We start from the raw sequence: 14,831 nt of genomic DNA, 5'->3' as shown, positions 1-14,831 counted from the left end.
TGTTTTGTCTTTCATCAGTCTACCGCGTATGGCGGCGACGCGCTTTAATAAGCGCACTTTCACGGGGGGAAATGAATATGTCTGCCATGACGCAATCTTCAGAACGGGTCACTGAATCGCTACCCGCACCGCTGGTCTTCACGCTGGCGGCGGGCGCAGGTCTCAGTGTCGCGTCGATTTACTACAGCCAGCCGATGCTGGATATCATTAGCAAACAATTTAACGCCAGCATTGGCAGCGTCGGTATGGTGCCGATGCTGACGCAGGCGGGTTATGCGCTCGGCATCCTGCTGCTGGCACCGCTGGGTGACCGCCACGATCGCCGCACCATTATCCTGATTAAAGGCTTATTGCTGATGGCGGCGCTGCTGCTGTGTGGCTTCTCCGGTGGCCTGAATGCGCTGCTGATCGCCAGCTTTGTCACCGGCTTAACCGCCACCGTGGCACAGGATATCGTACCGGCATCAGCCGCGCTGGCACCGGAACGCAGCCGGGGGAAAACTGTCGGCACGGTGATGACCGGCCTGCTGGTCGGCATTTTGCTCTCCAGGGTGGTCAGCGGGGTGGTGGCTGAATATTTCGGCTGGCGCACCATGTACCTGGTGGCGGCGGGAGCGGTGTTGCTGATTAGTCTGGCGCTATGGCGTGTGCTGCCGCGTTTTAAACCGGGTACCTCGGTGAGCTATCCGCGTCTGCTGTTGTCGCTGGCGCATCTGTGGCAGCACCACCAGACGCTGCGTCGTGCGGCGCTGGCCCAGGGCTTGCTGTCGGTAGGTTTTAGCGCCTTCTGGTCAACCCTGGCGCTGATGCTGAGCGATCGCTTCCATCTCGATAGCGCTGTAGCGGGCGCATTCGGCCTCGCCGGTGCTGCCGGTGCGCTGGCTGCACCGCTGGCGGGCAGCTTTGCCGACCGCATTGGGCCGGCACGAGTCACCCAATATGGTGCCACGCTGGTGATGGTGTCCTTTGCGTTGATGTTCCTGTTGCCAGTGTTGCCGGTCTCCGCGCAGCTTGGGCTGATTATCATCAGCACTGTGGGTTTTGATTTAGGGGTACAGGCGACGCTGGTGGCGCATCAGACGCTGGTCTACAGCCTGGCACCGGAAGCGCGTAGCCGCCTGAATGCGCTGATGTTCACCGTGGTGTTTATCGGTATGGCGACCGGCGCAGCCCTGGGCAGCCTGGCATTGTCCCACTGGGGCTGGACCGGTGTGGTGGCGTTGTCCACCCTGGCAGCGGCGCTGAGCCTGATGATTCGCCTGGCGAGCCGTCACCTGAAAAACTGATTGTCGTATCCTGTGCCAGGCTTAAAGAAGATCCTTTATAAAAACGGAGCGTTATGGATTTTCTTGCCTGGACAGCAGCAACCGGTGGTTTGTTGCTGCTGATGTCACTGGCTTCCGGCTGGATTCACCGGGGGCCAGTCACCTCATTTGGTCTCTATCTGTTCGCGGGGGTGCTTTGCGGCCCGTGGATGCTCAATCTGCTGCACATCGATATTCTCGGGCACGCTGATCTCGCCGCCCACATCACCGAAATCACGATGGCCGCCTCGCTGTTTATCACCGGCCTTAAGTTGCGCCTGCCGCTGCGCGCCCATGCCTGGCGGGTGGGGGTACGACTGGCGTTTCCAGCGATGCTGCTCACCGTCGCGGGCATGACCTTGCTGGTGCGCTGGCTGACCGGTTTTGACTGGCCGCTGGCGCTGGCGTTTGCCGCGATTGTCGCGCCTACCGACCCGGTGCTCGCCAGCCTGATTTCCGTCAACGACGCGCGTGACGACGATGCACTACGCGTGGCACTCTCCAGCGAAGCCGGGATGAATGATGGCTCGGCGCTGCCATTATTGATGCTGGCGCTGCTGATGCTGCATCAACCCGCGTTCACCTTCACCGATATCAGCCTGTGGGCCGCCCGCGATGCTGTCTGGGCGATAGGTGGCGGGTTGGTTATCGGTTATGCCATTGGCCGCGTCATCGGCCAGCTGGCAACCCATCTGCGCAGCGCCCATCAGGATGTGGCACCGAACGATATTCTTGCGCTGGCCCTGATTGCCCTGAGCTATGCGGCGGCGCAGTCACTGGATGCTTCTGGCTTTCTGGCGACCTTTGCGGCGGGTGTGGGGCTGCGCCGTGCCGAGCTGCGGGTGGTGAAGCGTTTTCCCCCGGAAGATGTGTCGGAAGAGGAGCATCTGCTGCCGGCGGAAGCACGCGTCAATCCTAATCAGCGGCTGGCCCACGGTGGCAGCGGCATGGTGAAATCGGTGGGGCTGGTGGTCGGTGATGCGCTGTCGTTTGGTGATACTATCGAGCGCCTGCTGGCGGCGGCGATGATGGTGGTGCTGGGCATTACGCTGGCGCATCACTGGAACCTGACCGGCATTGGCCTGGCGCTGCTGCTGTTTGTGCTGGTGCGGCCCCTGGCGGTGTGGATCACCACGCTGGGTTGTGGTCTGCCACTGGCGCGGCGTTTGCTGATTGGCTGGCTGGGGATTCGCGGCATCGGCAGTATCAATTATATTGCTTATGCCTGGGTGCACGGTATGCGCGGCCCACAGGCAGAACAGATGGTGGATATGGCGTTGACGTTAGTGGTGTGCAGCATTGTGTTGCATGGCGTAACGGTGACGCCGTTGCTCAACTGGCGTGCGGCCCGTCAGGCTTCACGCACGCAACACGACTGATTACGATTTTCTGGAAACAACAGGAGCCTGTTATGAAAGTTTTATTACTTGCCCTTTTCGGGCTTTCGCTGTCGGCCAGTGCGCTGGCGGAGGACGCCAACGCGGATAGCGAACAAAACGTCTATGCCAGCCAGCTTTGCCATCTGGTCAGTAGTGAAAAAAGCACCGCAACCATGGACAGTTATGTGGCAAAAATGAAGTCACAAATGGCGGCCAGCCAGTCGCCATCGGCGGTTAGCCCACAGGAATTTGATGAAGAGACGGCGCAGGAAGTGATCAACGCCTGGCTGCAACTGGGTGACGATGAACGCAGCCAGTTACGTCATAACCAGCAGCAATGTGAGCAAACGGTGATGACGCAATTTCAGCAGGAAGATTAAATCTTTTTATCGTCCGCTTTAACAACAAAATACGCGCCTTTTTCGGCGCGTTTTTTTATAGCTTTTTTGTACAGATTGCGTACATAATCGCCAGCGTTTGGCATTGACCTTGCATCACCATAACGAGACACAGCCTGAAGGCTGTCCCTTTTCTGACAGTGGCTTCACAGCATGATGATAACGCGTCGCCGCCTTTTGCTGGCAACCGGAGCAACGGTACTTTCCATGACCACAGGCAAACTGTTTGCCCGTGATGACATTATCCCTCTCTGGCCGGACGATCCGCCCGGCGGCGGCGGCCCATCCGGTTTATTACGTGTCAGTGCCAACGGTTCATGGTCCAATGTTGTCTCTCCGGCGATTCAGCGTTTTCGTCCGGAAAATCCCAATGGTGAAGCGGTACTGATTGCCGCAGGTGGCGGATATAAATGGATCGGTATGGGGCGTGAAGCCTGGCCGGTGGCGCGCTGGCTTAACGCCAACGGCTACACCGCCTATGTGCTGAGCTACCGCTTACCGGGCGAGAAGTGGCAGGCGGGCCATCTTGCCCCGTTACAGGATGCGCAGCGTGCCATTCGCCTGGTGCGTTCGATGGAGCGCAAAGTTCATCTGCTGGGTTTTTCCGCTGGTGGGCATCTGCTGGGCATGGCGGCGGCACGGCCTGAGTTCGACTCTTATCCCGCGCAGGACCCGCTCGATCAGGTGGTGCCAAAGGCGGATAGCGTCGGTCTGATCTATCCGGTCATTACCCTCGAAGCGCCGTTCCAGCACACCAACACCCATTTGATGATGGTGGGTAACAATGCCACCCCGGCCGAAGAGGCTAACTGGTCGGTACAAAATTATGTCACCCGCAGTTATCCGCCAACCTTCCTGGCACAGGCGGAAGACGATCACACCTCCAATCCTCATAACACCGAACTGATGCGCGATACCTGTCGCCGTATGCGGGTACCGGTGGAGCTGATTCAGCTGACCCGGGGTGGGCATGGTTTTGGTCTGGGTCAGGCGGGGACGCCAGCGGCCTTATGGGATCAGGCTTATGTCCGCTGGCTGGATCATCTGAGCTAAGCCGGGGTTCACGTCAGGTTAAAGTATTTATCCGGCTGCAACGGTTCCGGCAGCGGATCGCCGTTCATCGACTTCAGGTTACGTTCAATCGCCACACAGATGGCATCCAGCGGCAGGTCGTTCGGCGCGGTGCCGAAGGGGTCTTCCAGTTCTTCCGCCAGCGATTCCAGCGATAAAAAGGTGTAGGAGATAAACACCGACACCAGCGGCGTCATGGCGTGCAGGTCCGACACCAGCGCAAACGGCAGCAGGGTGCAGAACAGGTACACGGTGCGATGCAGAATCAGGCTGTAGGCGAACGGAATTGGCGTGCTGGCGATACGATCGCAGCCACCCAGCACGGTGGAAAGATGATTCAGATTTTCATCCATGCTCTGCCAGACAATATCCGAGATGTGCCCCTCATTGCGCTGCTGCGCCAGCCATTCCCCCATGCGCAGCAAAATCAGCGTGGTCGGCAGTGGGTTGCTTAATACCTGATCACGGAAGCCGGGTGGCAGCGTGCGCTGCAAATCCGTTGCCGGGTCGGTATGCCGTAGCTGATGTTTCATGCTCAGGTTAAAAGCGATTTGCAGATTGGCAAATTCACGCGCCTGCTCAAGGCTGAGGGTGGGGATGCTTTTCACCTGACGCAGCAACGAACGCTGGGTAATCAGCAGTGTGCCCCACAGGGTGCGGGCTTCGGTAAAACGCGCGTAGCTGGCGTTATTACGAAATCCGAGGAAGACAGCAATCGACACACCAATCAAACTGAAAGGCGCGGTGGTCAGATGGATGCCGAGGGTTTCATACCAGGGAAAACCGAGGATGGCGATTAACGACATCAGCAGATTGAGTGATAAACGAAACAGAATGCTGGTAAGCACCGAACCGTGCCAGTCAAACAAGCGCAGGAACCAGTGCTGATGTGGGCGAACAATCATTTTTGCGATGGTGAGTTTTTGATTTTGTGAGCACAGGTTACGCCTGTCTTGCGCGACTGATCAACGCTGTTTCGCAGGCTTCCTGCGAGTTGCTGGTTCTCTTTCTCTTTTAAATCAACCTTCTAAAATCATTTTGAACAACTTATAAAATTCTTTCCGTTATCTCTTCAGCGCGGTTTTTTTTAAAGTTCATCTCAACGACACAACACACAAAACCGATACCGCTGAGGAAATAACTATGTCTAAACTTGACCTGCTCGACCCGCAAAACTCTACCCTGATCTTCATCGACCACCAGCCGCAGATGGCTTTCGGCGTGGCCAATATTGATCGCCAGCAGCTCAAAAATAACACCGTTGCCCTGGCAAAAGCGGGCAAGATTTTCGACGTGCCGGTGATTTACACCTCGGTTGAAACCGAAAGTTTTAGTGGTTATATCTGGCCGGAACTGCTGGCGGTGCACCCGGAAGCGAAGCCGATTGAGCGTACTTCCATGAACTCCTGGGAAGATGCCAAATTTGTCGAAGCGGTGGAAAAAACCGGCCGTAAAAAGCTGATTATCTCCGCCTTGTGGACAGAAGTTTGTCTGACGTTCCCGGCGCTGATGGCGCTGAAGGCCGGATATGAGGTTTATGTGGTAACGGATACGTCAGGTGGTACCAGCGTCGATGCCCATGAGCGTTCGGTTCAGCGCATGGTGCAGGCGGGTGCCGTGCCGGTGACCTGGCAGCAGGTGCTGCTGGAATACCAACGCGACTGGTCACGCAAAGACACCTACGATGCAGTGATGGATCTGGTGCGTGAGCACAGCGGTGCCTACGGCATGGGCGTCGATTATGCCTACACCATGGTGCATAAGGCTCCACAACGTCATCTGTAATAGGGCAGGTGGGTTTTCAGGGCATCGATAAACAGCCGCAACGCCATCGACTGATGGCGGTTAGGCGGGAACCATAAGGCGATGCCCGCCGACTGCACCCGCCATTCTGCCAGCAGTTCCACCAGCTGGCCGCTCTGTAGCCCCGCACGAGCATGGGGCAGGGGCAGGTAAGCAATCCCCATATGATTGATGGCTGCTTCGGCCATCAATGCATTGCTGTCCAGCGTCAGTGTACCTGGTACATCAATTTCCAGCGCCTCCTCCTGACGTTGATATTCCCAGCGATAGCGTTTACCGCCCGGCAAGCGTTGCCGGATACATTGTTGCTGATGCAAATCCAGCGGGTGATGTAGCGGCGGATGCCCGGCGAGATAAGCCTTCGATGCCACGGTGACAAAGGTCAGCGGGCCTCCCAGCGGTATCGCCACCATATCCTGTGGCACATCCTCAATCAGCCGGATACCGGCATCAAATCCTTCTGCGGTGATATCCACCAACGCGCCCTGTGCGGCCAGATCCAGCTCGATAGCGGGGTATTGGGCGCTGAATGCTGGAATGACCTGGGTCAGCAACAAACTAATCGCCGCATCGCTGGCGCTGATGCGCAGCGTGCCGTAATGCTGCTGGCGGCGGGCGCTGACGTCATTCAGCACCTCATCCATCTGGTCGAGTAACGGGGCCAGTCGCGTCAGCAACTGCTGGCCCGCCTCGGTCAGTGCTACGCTGCGCGTGGTGCGCTGAAACAATTGCACGCCGAGATTGTGTTCCAGCCCTTTAACCAGATGGCTGAGCGAGGAACGTTTCAGGCCAAGCCTTTCGGCGGCATGACGAAAACTGCGCTGTTCTGCCAGCGTCTTGATGGCCTGCAACTCATGCCAGGAAGGTCGTCTCATTGGTGGTTTTTCCTCACCAGGTCATGCACGATTAGGGAGATTATGACCACCAGTAAAGCGATCTATCATCAGGTTTTCAACCGGAGGAAGCAAAGATGAAAACCTGGTTAATTACCGGTGCCAGCAATGGGCTGGGCCGTCTGATGAGTGAACGTTTACTGGCGCGCGGCGATACGATTATCGCCTGCGTGCGCCGCAGCGCAGCGATGGATGACCTGCAACAACGCTACGGCGCACGGTTGCAGGTCATCTCCCTCGATTTGGCGCAGACCGCTACCATTGCGCCCGCCATAGCCCTGGCCTTTGCCGCTGTGGAACGTATCGACGTGGTGGTCAGCAATGCCGCCTATGGCCTGTTTGGTGCGGCGGAGGAGTTGAGTGATGTGCAGATTGAACGCCAGATTGCCACGAATCTGACCGGCTCCATCCAGCTGATTCGCGCGGTGATCCCACTGCTGCGTCAGCAGGGCGGCGGGCGGATTGCGCAGCTGTCATCAGAAGGCGGGCAGGTCGCTTATCCTAACTTCAGCCTTTACCACGCCACCAAATGGGGCATTGAAGGGTTTGTTGAGGCGGTGCGCCAGGAAGTGGCGAGCTTTGGCATCGACTTTTTGCTGGTGGAACCCGGCCCGACTGCCACCAACTTTGGTGCGGGTCTGGATGTGGCTGAGGCGCTGGATTGTTACCGCGATACTGCCTCGGGTGAATTGCGCCGCATGCTGCTGTCGGGGGAATTCGCGATCCTCGGTGATGCGGAGAAATGTGTCAGCGCGATGCTCACCACCCTTGAGCAGCTACAGATGCCGCTGCGGCTGGCGCTGGGCAGCACTGCATATCAGCATATCGACGCGGCGTTACAAAGCCGTCTGGCGGAATTGCATGGACAGAAGGCCCTGGCCTATGGCGCAGATGCCTGATCAGGCTACAGTAGAGGCAGAGTCTGCTTAAACTGAGGAGTGGTTATGTCTGTGCAACCGTTTCAGATTGATATCGCGCAGTCGCAGTTAGATGACCTGGAGTGGCGGCTGCGCCAGACGCGCTGGGCTGCTCCGTTACCGGGTGCGGCATGGCAAAAGGGCACCGCCATTGATGAGCTGAAAGCGCTGGTGGATTACTGGCTGCATCAGTATAACTGGCGTCAGCAGGAGCATGAACTCAACCAGCTGGCGCATTTTTACTGGCAGCAGGGCGAAACGCCGGTGCATTTTATTCATCAACGTGGCAACGGGCCAAATCCGCTGCCGCTGCTGCTGACCCACGGCTGGCCCGATTCGTTTCTGCGTTACCAGAAGATCATCCCCCTGCTGACTGACCCGGTGCGTTTTGGCGGTAAGGCCGAGGATGCGTTCGACGTTATCGTGCCGTCGCTGCCGGGCTTTGCCTTCTCTCCCTGCCCGCCGCAGGGGGTCCACAACGCACAAATTGCTGACTTATGGGCGCAGATGATGACGGAACTGGGCTATGCCCGTTTCGCCGCCGCTGGCGGGGATATCGGCTCTGGCGTGACGCGTTATCTGGCGGTGCAGCATCCTGACAGGCTGGTGGGGATTCACCTCACCGATGTTGGGTTAATTCGCCCGCTGATGCAGGCGACAGGCGACGATCTCACGGATGAAGCGCGTGACTATCAGGCAGTGGCGCTGAAGTGGATAGCCCAGGAAGGAGCCTACATGGCGCTGCAATCGACCAAGCCACAAACGCTGGCGTTCGCGCTCAACGATTCGCCGGTCGGGCTGGCGAGCTGGATTATGGAAAAATTCCGTAGCTGGGGCGATTGTCAGGGGGATCTGTTTAGCCGGTTCAGCAAGGATGAGTTGCTCAATAACATCATGCTGTACTGGCTCACCGGCAGCTTCGGCAGTTCGGCCAACCTTTACTATGAGAACAGCCATTCGCTGCCGCCGATTGGCGATATTCGCGTGCCGACCGGGCTGGCGCGTTTTCCTCACGATCTGGTGCCGCCGCCACGGCGCTGGGCCGAGCAGCATCTTAATATTCAGCAGTGGACCGAGATGCCGCGCGGCGGACATTTTACCGCGATGGAAGAACCGGAGCTGCTGGCGCAGGAGATCAGAACTTTTTATCGCCCACTACGCTAAGCACCATCGGCGAAGGCAGCGATTCGCCATCGCTGCCACACTTACTTTTTTGCTGATGAGGATGACAGACAATGCAAGCGATGATCTTAAAAAGCCCTGGCGGACTGGAGAATTTGCAACGGGTTGATCTGGCGGATCCGGGTAAGCCGGGGCCGGGTGAGATCCGGGTGGCGATCCATGCCACCTCTCTGAATTATCACGATCTGTTGGTGGCAAAAGGATCCATTCCCACCGCCGATGGCCGCATCATGATGGCGGACGGTGCGGGCGTGGTGGAAGAAGTCGGTGCGGGCGTCAGTGAATTTAAGGCGGGTGACCATGTGGTGTCCGGCTTCTTTCCGCAGTGGCAGGATGGTTTGCCTGAGCAACAGGTTGGCAATTTCACCCAGACGCCTGGCGATGGTGCCCACGGCTTTGCCGCCGAAGTGGTGGTGCGTCCGGCCAGCCATTTTACCCTCGCACCGCTTGGCTGGCGTCATGCTGAAGCCGCCACTATCACCACCTCCGGTCTGACGGCCTGGCGGGCGCTGGTGGGGGATGCGCAGATCAAAGCTGGCGATACCATTCTTACGCTGGGCACGGGTGGTGTTTCCATCACCGCGCTGCAAATCGCCAAAAGCATGGGTGCGCGCGTGATTGTGACCTCATCCTCGGATGAAAAGCTGGAACATGCGCGTGAGCTGGGGGCCGATGAGGTGATTAACTACCGCAGCACACCCGAGTGGGGCAAAGCAGTACAGCAGCTGACAGGGGGTAAAGGCGCGGATGTGGTGATTGAACTGGGTGGGCCCGGCACCATGGCGCAATCCATTGAGGCGGTGCGTGTCGGTGGACATATTGCGTTAATCGGCGTGCTGACCGGCTTTGAAGGGGTGATCCCGACAGCCGGATTGATGGCGAAGCAGGCGCGGATTCAGGGCCTGATCGTTGGCCATCGTCGCCAGCAGCAGGATTTTGTTCGTGCGCTGGAGCAGACCGGCATGCGCCCGGTGATCAGCGATAGTTTTGGTGCGCTGAGTGATTTACCAGCGGCGTTCCGCCATCAGGAAAATGCCGGACACTTCGGCAAGATTACGGTGGAGTGGTAGCGGCGCAATTTATTGCGCAATTCCGGTAAAACCCGCGCGATGAATCGCGCCGCTACAAAACATTGCAAACTCTGTAGCGGCACGATTTATCGCGTTGTTTTGACCTTAATAATAATCGCCGTGGCGGTAATCCCATGATGGGAAAATATCCGACAGCAGTGACATGATCTTATCAACATCAAGGCCTTTGCGGATCAGCACCGGACAGGGTGTGATTTTACGCTCGCCTTTTTGTTCCGGAATCAAACGGCCTGTGCTATCCACCATCGACACCATCACACCCTGCTCATAACGCACTTTATTTTCGTCGTTTGGCTGAATGGATTTCACGTAATCGTTGGCGGCAATAATTAAATCAGCACGGGATTCAATGCGTTCGCCAATACCTTCCACCAGACCCCGGTTGCCCTGGCCTGATGGATTTGCGGAGCTGGCAAAGGAGAATTTGCCGTGCTTTTCCCACAATTCTTTTGCCAGTATTTCACCTGGCTTGCCAAACTTAATCACGAAACAGCTGGTCTGGCGGCCATCCATCATCAGCTCTTTGGAACCGTCGTCAGGAATACGTGATAACGCCTCTTCGCGCCATGGCAAAATGCAGCCCAGCAGAATGTCCTGATCCCAATGACGCTGATACAGCTCGTCAATTTCCGGGTTGAGCTGAGCCAGTGAGCGCAGCTGCTCCAGCGAGCCGCACAGCACCACGCCGGGCTTGTTACGTTTGCGGTTCTTCGCTTCAAACTTGCGTTCGAGGCCCGCTTTATCTGAGGTCATGATAATGTAGCCGACTTTGGTCGGGCTGACGATCATGCCGCCCTCTTTCGCCAGAATGTCGATGGCTTCGTGCTGCAAACCGCCATTCCAGGTTATTTTCTTACCGTTCATGGATCTACCCTATCTTGGTGTTCAATATATGCCGAACAGGAATATTACCTGCGATAAAATTAAGGAATTAGGTAATTAACCTGATATTTCTCTGAGATATATGGCGCCATGATCCGCTTGCAATAAATCATCATAATCATGGGGGTTAATTACATCTGCCGTGATGATGTTCTTCAGATAATAATACTAAAAATATCAGGAGTGCAATCGATGAAAATAACAATGGAATTGAAAGGGTTAATCTTAAATAACACCTGAAAATTATGGTGTTATTTTAAGAAGTAAAAACGCTAAACAGGTTGTTACCTGTTTAGCGCAATCTTTAAAAAAGGAGGCTATGCGAAACGGCGCGCAGGGCGATGCCCAGCAGAATGCCCGGAACAGCAAAACGAAACAGGCGCGGGAAACGGGTGGAAAGCCCGAGAAAAATCCCGATGCCAGGCAGGTCGAAGGTCTGAATCAGCAGACCCGCAGAGGCGTTAATATTGTGGGCGCTGTACAGGCCTTTTGCGATCAAGTCAGACACCACGCCGTAATAGGCGGTACCACCGGCCAGGCACTTGGTGAGCGCGGGCAGAATGTAGACCTCGGAAATGTTCAGCCGCGCCAGAACCGGTGAGAGCACCCGGCTCAGAAACTCGACACCGCCCGCCTCTTTAAGTATGCCAACCACGGATAACGAGAGGATCAGCATCGGCAGTGAACCCAGCGCCAGGCGAATCGCATCGGAACCGGCGTTATTGATGATACTAATCAGGCCAGGTTTCGCCTCGCTATGGCTGATCCCTTCGTCTTCATCACGCAGCGCGACACCCGACAGTTTGCGGCCAAACAGGTGATAAGTGCTGGCTGCCGCCAGTATGCCGCCGCAAATGGAGATCAGAATCGCCGCTCCCCAATGCAAGCCAGCGGGAATTAAGGGATAAAAGGCATTGGCCTGACCCATGGCAAATAACATCGCCAGCGTGGCCGCCATATGCCGATCGGAGGTGCCGCGTTTTTCCATGATGGCCAGCGCAGCCAGCGGTGCGGCAAAACTAACAAAATTGAGTTGAATCAGGGCAAATAGCGCCAGCCCGGTAATACCCAGTGGTTTTAATAACGGCGTGGTATGACGCACAATAAAATCGAGTACGCCTTTTGCCTCCAGATATTTCATGACGCATAGCATGACCACCATAATGGGAATCAGCGTGTACAGCGCAACATCCACCGAGGCTTTGCCCGCCGACATAATGATGCTGATAATATTCATGCCTGACCCTTACTGCTTAACCACCGCCGCGCAAAACAGAGATTCACGCCAGCCTCCCTTAGCCAAATAATTCACCAGAAAAATGCCAGCGCGCCCGCGTCAGCAAAGGGGCAAATGTTATCCCTGTCAGAGGGGATTGAGTAGTGAATAAAAAGGTTTTTATCTTGCAGGAAATGGGAGGGGGTAGGCATGGGAATCCTTTAACAAAACTGTAAAACCTACCAGTTGGGTGTTATGGCGCCCTGAAGTTTGGGTTTACTGCTGCTGCATTATGGTCGCAAAATGAGCAGTAATCAGACGAAATCTGAGTGAAAATAACAACTGGAAGAGGAAAAAAGCATGGAACAGCAACATATTCAGCAGCTTACAACAACTTTTGAAGGCCGCTCCCAACAGACAGAGACTGGCGTGGAATATTGGTTAGCTCGTGACCTGCAGCACCTGCTGGGTTATGACAAATGGGATAACTTTCAGAGCGTGATTTCCAAAGCTAAAACCGCCTGCGAAATCTCGGATCATACCATTGCCGATCATTTTGCTGACGTCGGGAAAATGATCGAACTGGGCAAGGGTGGGCAACGTGAAATCGATGATGTGATGCTGACTCGTTATGCCTGTTACCTCATCGCTCAAAATGGCGACTCAAGAAAGCAACAGATCGCCTTCGCACAAACCTACTTTGCGATGCAGACACGCAAGGCAGAGCTGATTGAGCAACGGCTATTAGAAGCTGAACGGGTAGAGGCGCGCAGGAAGCTGTCAGACACCGAGAAAGAACTTTCCAACGTTATTTACGAACAAACCGGCGGTAACCAGAACTTTGCACTTATTCGTAGCAAAGGCGATTTTGCTTTGTTTGGTAAGAGCACTCAGGCGATGAAAGCCCAATGGTTAGTGCCGGATAACCGCCCGCTGGCAGACTTTGCTCCAACGATTATTTTGAAAGCCAAGGACTTTGCTACTGAAATCACGATTCATAATGCTCGCAATCAGCAGATGCAGAATGAACAACAAATTTCTGGCGAGCATGTAAGTAATAACGAAGCAGTACGACAAACGTTATTAAATCGCGGCATTCGCCCGGAAAATCTGACACCTGCTGAAGATGTGAAAAAGGTTGAGCGTCGATTGGCTTCAGCTGAAAAAAAGTCACTAACCAGACCGGAGAAACTGGATAAAGGGCAGGAGGATAGTGAATAGCTTAGTGAAATTCAGTTTGATTGTTGAATGAGTGAGTGCGGATGCGCTCACTCATAATAAGCGTCGGGTTTATTAACGCATCGTCACAAACTCTTCCGCCGCCGTCGGGTGGATAGCCACGGTATTATCAAAGTCTTTTTTGGTGGCACCCATTTTCAGTGCGACCGCAAAGCCCTGCAGCATTTCATCCATGCCGAAACCAATGCCGTGGATACCGACGATCTTCTCCTCCGGCCCCACACACACCAGCTTCATGCGGCACGGCTGGCGATGCTGGGTGACGGCGGTGTACATGGCGGTGAAGGCGGATTTATACACCTTCACCTGGTCATCACCGTACTGCTCGCGCGCTTCGGGTTCCGTCAGGCCGACGGTGCCAATCGGCGGATGGCTGAACACCACGGTCGGGATGTTGCTGTAGTCCAGATGTTCGTCCGGCTTGTTGTTAAACAGACGCTCTGACAGGCGACGGCCTGCGGCAACCGCAACCGGCGTCAGCTCCACCGCACCGGTGTTATCGCCCACCGCGTAAATGCCTGGCACGCTGGTGTTCTGGAACTTATCGACCTTGATATAGCCTTTTTCATCCAGCGCCACGCCGGTCACGGCCAGGTTGAAGTTGTCATTGGCTGGTTCACGACCAATCGCCCACACCAGGCAATCCACGGTCTGCGCGTGGCCGTTTTCCAGTTGCAGCGTCAGGCTGCCATCCGCGTTTTTGATCACCGCTTTGGGGATGGAGTCGGTATGCAATGACGGGCCTTCAGCCTGCATCACTTCCACCAGCGTATCGGTAATCAACGGATCAAAGCTGCGCAGCGGTGCGTGTTTACGTACGAACAGGTGGGTTTCTGCGCCGAGCGCGTTGACCACACCCGCCAGTTCAACGGCGATATAGCCTGCGCCGACCACCGCAACGCGCTGCGGCAGGGCGTCCAGTTCAAAGAAACCGTCTGAATCGATGCCGTGTTCTGCGCCAGGGATTTGTGGGTGACTCGGGCGGCCGCCGGTAGCAATCAGGATATGATCGGCGGTGATGGTTTCGCCGTTGACTTCAACGGTGTGCGCATCGACAAAACGTGCGAACCCTTTGATCACTTCCACGTTATTTTTACCCAGCACGTTGTCGTAGGAGGTGTGGATACGATCGATATAGGCGCTGCGATTTTTTACCAGTGTTGACCAGTCGAAACGGTTTACCGTGGTATCGAAACCATAGTCCGGGCCATAAAGATGGATAGCTTCGGCGATTTGCGCTGCATGCCACATCACCTTTTTCGGTACGCAGCCGACGTTGACACAGGTGCCCCCCAGCTCTTTGGCTTCAATCAGGGCGCATTTCTGGCCGTGCATCGCCGCGCGGTTAATTGAGGCGATACCGCCGCTGCCGCCACCAATGGCAAGGTAGTCAAAATGTCGGGTCATCAGATGTGTCCATTTGCAGGAGGAAAATTGGGTTAGAGTGTAACGCTGA

14 protein-coding genes are annotated in these 14,831 nt (G+C 55.9%); 9 read left to right on the top strand and 5 right to left on the bottom strand.

Annotated elements, in window-relative coordinates; genetic code table 11:
• Positions 1–77: 77 nt before the first annotated feature.
• The 4 genes from AC6I8X_RS19060 (at position 78) to AC6I8X_RS19045 (ending at position 4,134) form a co-directional block, all read left to right on the top strand.
• A complete protein-coding gene (locus AC6I8X_RS19060; protein WP_313686547.1) occupies positions 78–1,286 on the top strand; it encodes an MFS transporter in 1,209 nt (402 codons plus the stop codon).
• A 53-nt stretch (positions 1,287–1,339) separates the two neighbouring features.
• Entirely contained in the window at positions 1,340–2,683 is a 1,344-nt protein-coding gene (locus tag AC6I8X_RS19055; protein WP_313686549.1) for a cation:proton antiporter, read from the top strand.
• A 32-nt stretch (positions 2,684–2,715) separates the two neighbouring features.
• On the top strand, positions 2,716–3,063 hold the full coding sequence (locus tag AC6I8X_RS19050; RefSeq protein WP_313686551.1) for a hypothetical protein: 348 nt from the start codon (positions 2,716–2,718) through the stop codon (positions 3,061–3,063).
• A gap of 174 nt (positions 3,064–3,237) precedes the next feature.
• Positions 3,238–4,134 (top strand): alpha/beta hydrolase, encoded by an 897-nt coding sequence (locus AC6I8X_RS19045; RefSeq protein ID WP_299449148.1) that lies wholly within the window; start codon positions 3,238–3,240, stop codon positions 4,132–4,134.
• An 8-nt stretch (positions 4,135–4,142) separates the two neighbouring features.
• On the opposite strand, the gene AC6I8X_RS19040 is transcribed toward AC6I8X_RS19045, so the two are convergent.
• Positions 4,143–5,057, bottom strand: a complete 915-nt coding sequence (locus tag AC6I8X_RS19040; protein WP_313686553.1) for a bestrophin family protein — start codon at positions 5,055–5,057, stop codon at positions 4,143–4,145.
• A gap of 238 nt (positions 5,058–5,295) precedes the next feature.
• Here AC6I8X_RS19040 and AC6I8X_RS19035 point away from each other — a divergent pair, with 238 nt between their 5' ends.
• Complete coding sequence (locus AC6I8X_RS19035) at positions 5,296–5,937, top strand: hydrolase (RefSeq protein ID WP_497840298.1); 642 nt, start codon at positions 5,296–5,298, stop codon at positions 5,935–5,937.
• On the opposite strand, the gene AC6I8X_RS19030 is transcribed toward AC6I8X_RS19035, so the two are convergent.
• Positions 5,928–6,830, bottom strand: a complete 903-nt coding sequence (locus tag AC6I8X_RS19030) for a LysR family transcriptional regulator (protein ID WP_497840297.1) — start codon at positions 6,828–6,830, stop codon at positions 5,928–5,930. The genes AC6I8X_RS19035 and AC6I8X_RS19030 overlap by 10 nt on opposite strands.
• 95 nt (positions 6,831–6,925) lie before the next feature.
• Here AC6I8X_RS19030 and AC6I8X_RS19025 point away from each other — a divergent pair, with 95 nt between their 5' ends.
• The 3 genes from AC6I8X_RS19025 (at position 6,926) to AC6I8X_RS19015 (ending at position 10,017) form a co-directional block, all read left to right on the top strand.
• Positions 6,926–7,747, top strand: coding sequence for an SDR family oxidoreductase (locus AC6I8X_RS19025; RefSeq protein WP_497840296.1), 822 nt, complete (start codon positions 6,926–6,928; stop codon positions 7,745–7,747).
• A gap of 45 nt (positions 7,748–7,792) precedes the next feature.
• Positions 7,793–8,929, top strand: coding sequence for an epoxide hydrolase family protein (locus tag AC6I8X_RS19020; RefSeq protein WP_497840295.1), 1,137 nt, complete (start codon positions 7,793–7,795; stop codon positions 8,927–8,929).
• Between the two features lie 71 nt (positions 8,930–9,000).
• Positions 9,001–10,017: a zinc-dependent alcohol dehydrogenase family protein gene (locus AC6I8X_RS19015; protein WP_299448294.1), complete on the top strand. Its 1,017-nt coding sequence runs from the start codon at positions 9,001–9,003 to the stop codon at positions 10,015–10,017.
• 105 nt (positions 10,018–10,122) lie between these two features.
• Here the strand turns inward: AC6I8X_RS19015 and AC6I8X_RS19010 are convergent, their stop codons facing one another.
• Both AC6I8X_RS19010 and AC6I8X_RS19005 read right to left on the bottom strand, forming a co-directional pair.
• A complete protein-coding gene (locus AC6I8X_RS19010; RefSeq protein WP_299448292.1) occupies positions 10,123–10,902 on the bottom strand; it encodes an L-threonylcarbamoyladenylate synthase in 780 nt (259 codons plus the stop codon).
• A 322-nt stretch (positions 10,903–11,224) separates the two neighbouring features.
• A complete protein-coding gene (locus tag AC6I8X_RS19005) occupies positions 11,225–12,157 on the bottom strand; it encodes a nucleoside recognition domain-containing protein (RefSeq protein ID WP_313683686.1) in 933 nt (310 codons plus the stop codon).
• Between the two features lie 339 nt (positions 12,158–12,496).
• On the opposite strand from AC6I8X_RS19005, the gene dinD reads away from it, so the two are divergent.
• On the top strand, positions 12,497–13,357 hold the full coding sequence (dinD, locus tag AC6I8X_RS19000) for a DNA damage-inducible protein D (protein ID WP_497840294.1): 861 nt from the start codon (positions 12,497–12,499) through the stop codon (positions 13,355–13,357).
• Between the two features lie 72 nt (positions 13,358–13,429).
• Here dinD and gorA read toward each other — a convergent pair whose 3' ends face one another.
• Positions 13,430–14,782, bottom strand: coding sequence for a glutathione-disulfide reductase (gorA, locus tag AC6I8X_RS18995; protein WP_497840293.1), 1,353 nt, complete (start codon positions 14,780–14,782; stop codon positions 13,430–13,432).
• Positions 14,783–14,831 lie beyond the last annotated feature (49 nt).

It is taken from the genome of Pantoea sp. X-Soil-TKNS-1280 (assembly GCF_059730475.1).
Note: the sequence above shows the minus strand (reverse complement) of the source record. Positions and strands in the feature narration are given on the sequence as shown.

Coding starts and splice junctions, on each gene's coding strand:
- AC6I8X_RS19060 (WP_313686547.1), top strand. CDS start 78: ATGTCTGCCATGACGCAATCTTCAGAACGGGTCACTGAATCGCTACCC.
- gorA (WP_497840293.1), bottom strand. CDS start 14,782: ATGACCCGACATTTTGACTACCTTGCCATTGGTGGCGGCAGCGGCGGT.
- AC6I8X_RS19050 (WP_313686551.1), top strand. CDS start 2,716: ATGAAAGTTTTATTACTTGCCCTTTTCGGGCTTTCGCTGTCGGCCAGT.
- AC6I8X_RS19040 (WP_313686553.1), bottom strand. CDS start 5,057: ATGATTGTTCGCCCACATCAGCACTGGTTCCTGCGCTTGTTTGACTGG.
- AC6I8X_RS19030 (WP_497840297.1), bottom strand. CDS start 6,830: ATGAGACGACCTTCCTGGCATGAGTTGCAGGCCATCAAGACGCTGGCA.
- AC6I8X_RS19035 (WP_497840298.1), top strand. CDS start 5,296: ATGTCTAAACTTGACCTGCTCGACCCGCAAAACTCTACCCTGATCTTC.
- AC6I8X_RS19015 (WP_299448294.1), top strand. CDS start 9,001: ATGCAAGCGATGATCTTAAAAAGCCCTGGCGGACTGGAGAATTTGCAA.
- AC6I8X_RS19020 (WP_497840295.1), top strand. CDS start 7,793: ATGTCTGTGCAACCGTTTCAGATTGATATCGCGCAGTCGCAGTTAGAT.
- AC6I8X_RS19005 (WP_313683686.1), bottom strand. CDS start 12,157: ATGAATATTATCAGCATCATTATGTCGGCGGGCAAAGCCTCGGTGGAT.
- AC6I8X_RS19045 (WP_299449148.1), top strand. CDS start 3,238: ATGATAACGCGTCGCCGCCTTTTGCTGGCAACCGGAGCAACGGTACTT.
- AC6I8X_RS19010 (WP_299448292.1), bottom strand. CDS start 10,902: ATGAACGGTAAGAAAATAACCTGGAATGGCGGTTTGCAGCACGAAGCC.
- AC6I8X_RS19025 (WP_497840296.1), top strand. CDS start 6,926: ATGAAAACCTGGTTAATTACCGGTGCCAGCAATGGGCTGGGCCGTCTG.
- AC6I8X_RS19055 (WP_313686549.1), top strand. CDS start 1,340: ATGGATTTTCTTGCCTGGACAGCAGCAACCGGTGGTTTGTTGCTGCTG.
- dinD (WP_497840294.1), top strand. CDS start 12,497: ATGGAACAGCAACATATTCAGCAGCTTACAACAACTTTTGAAGGCCGC.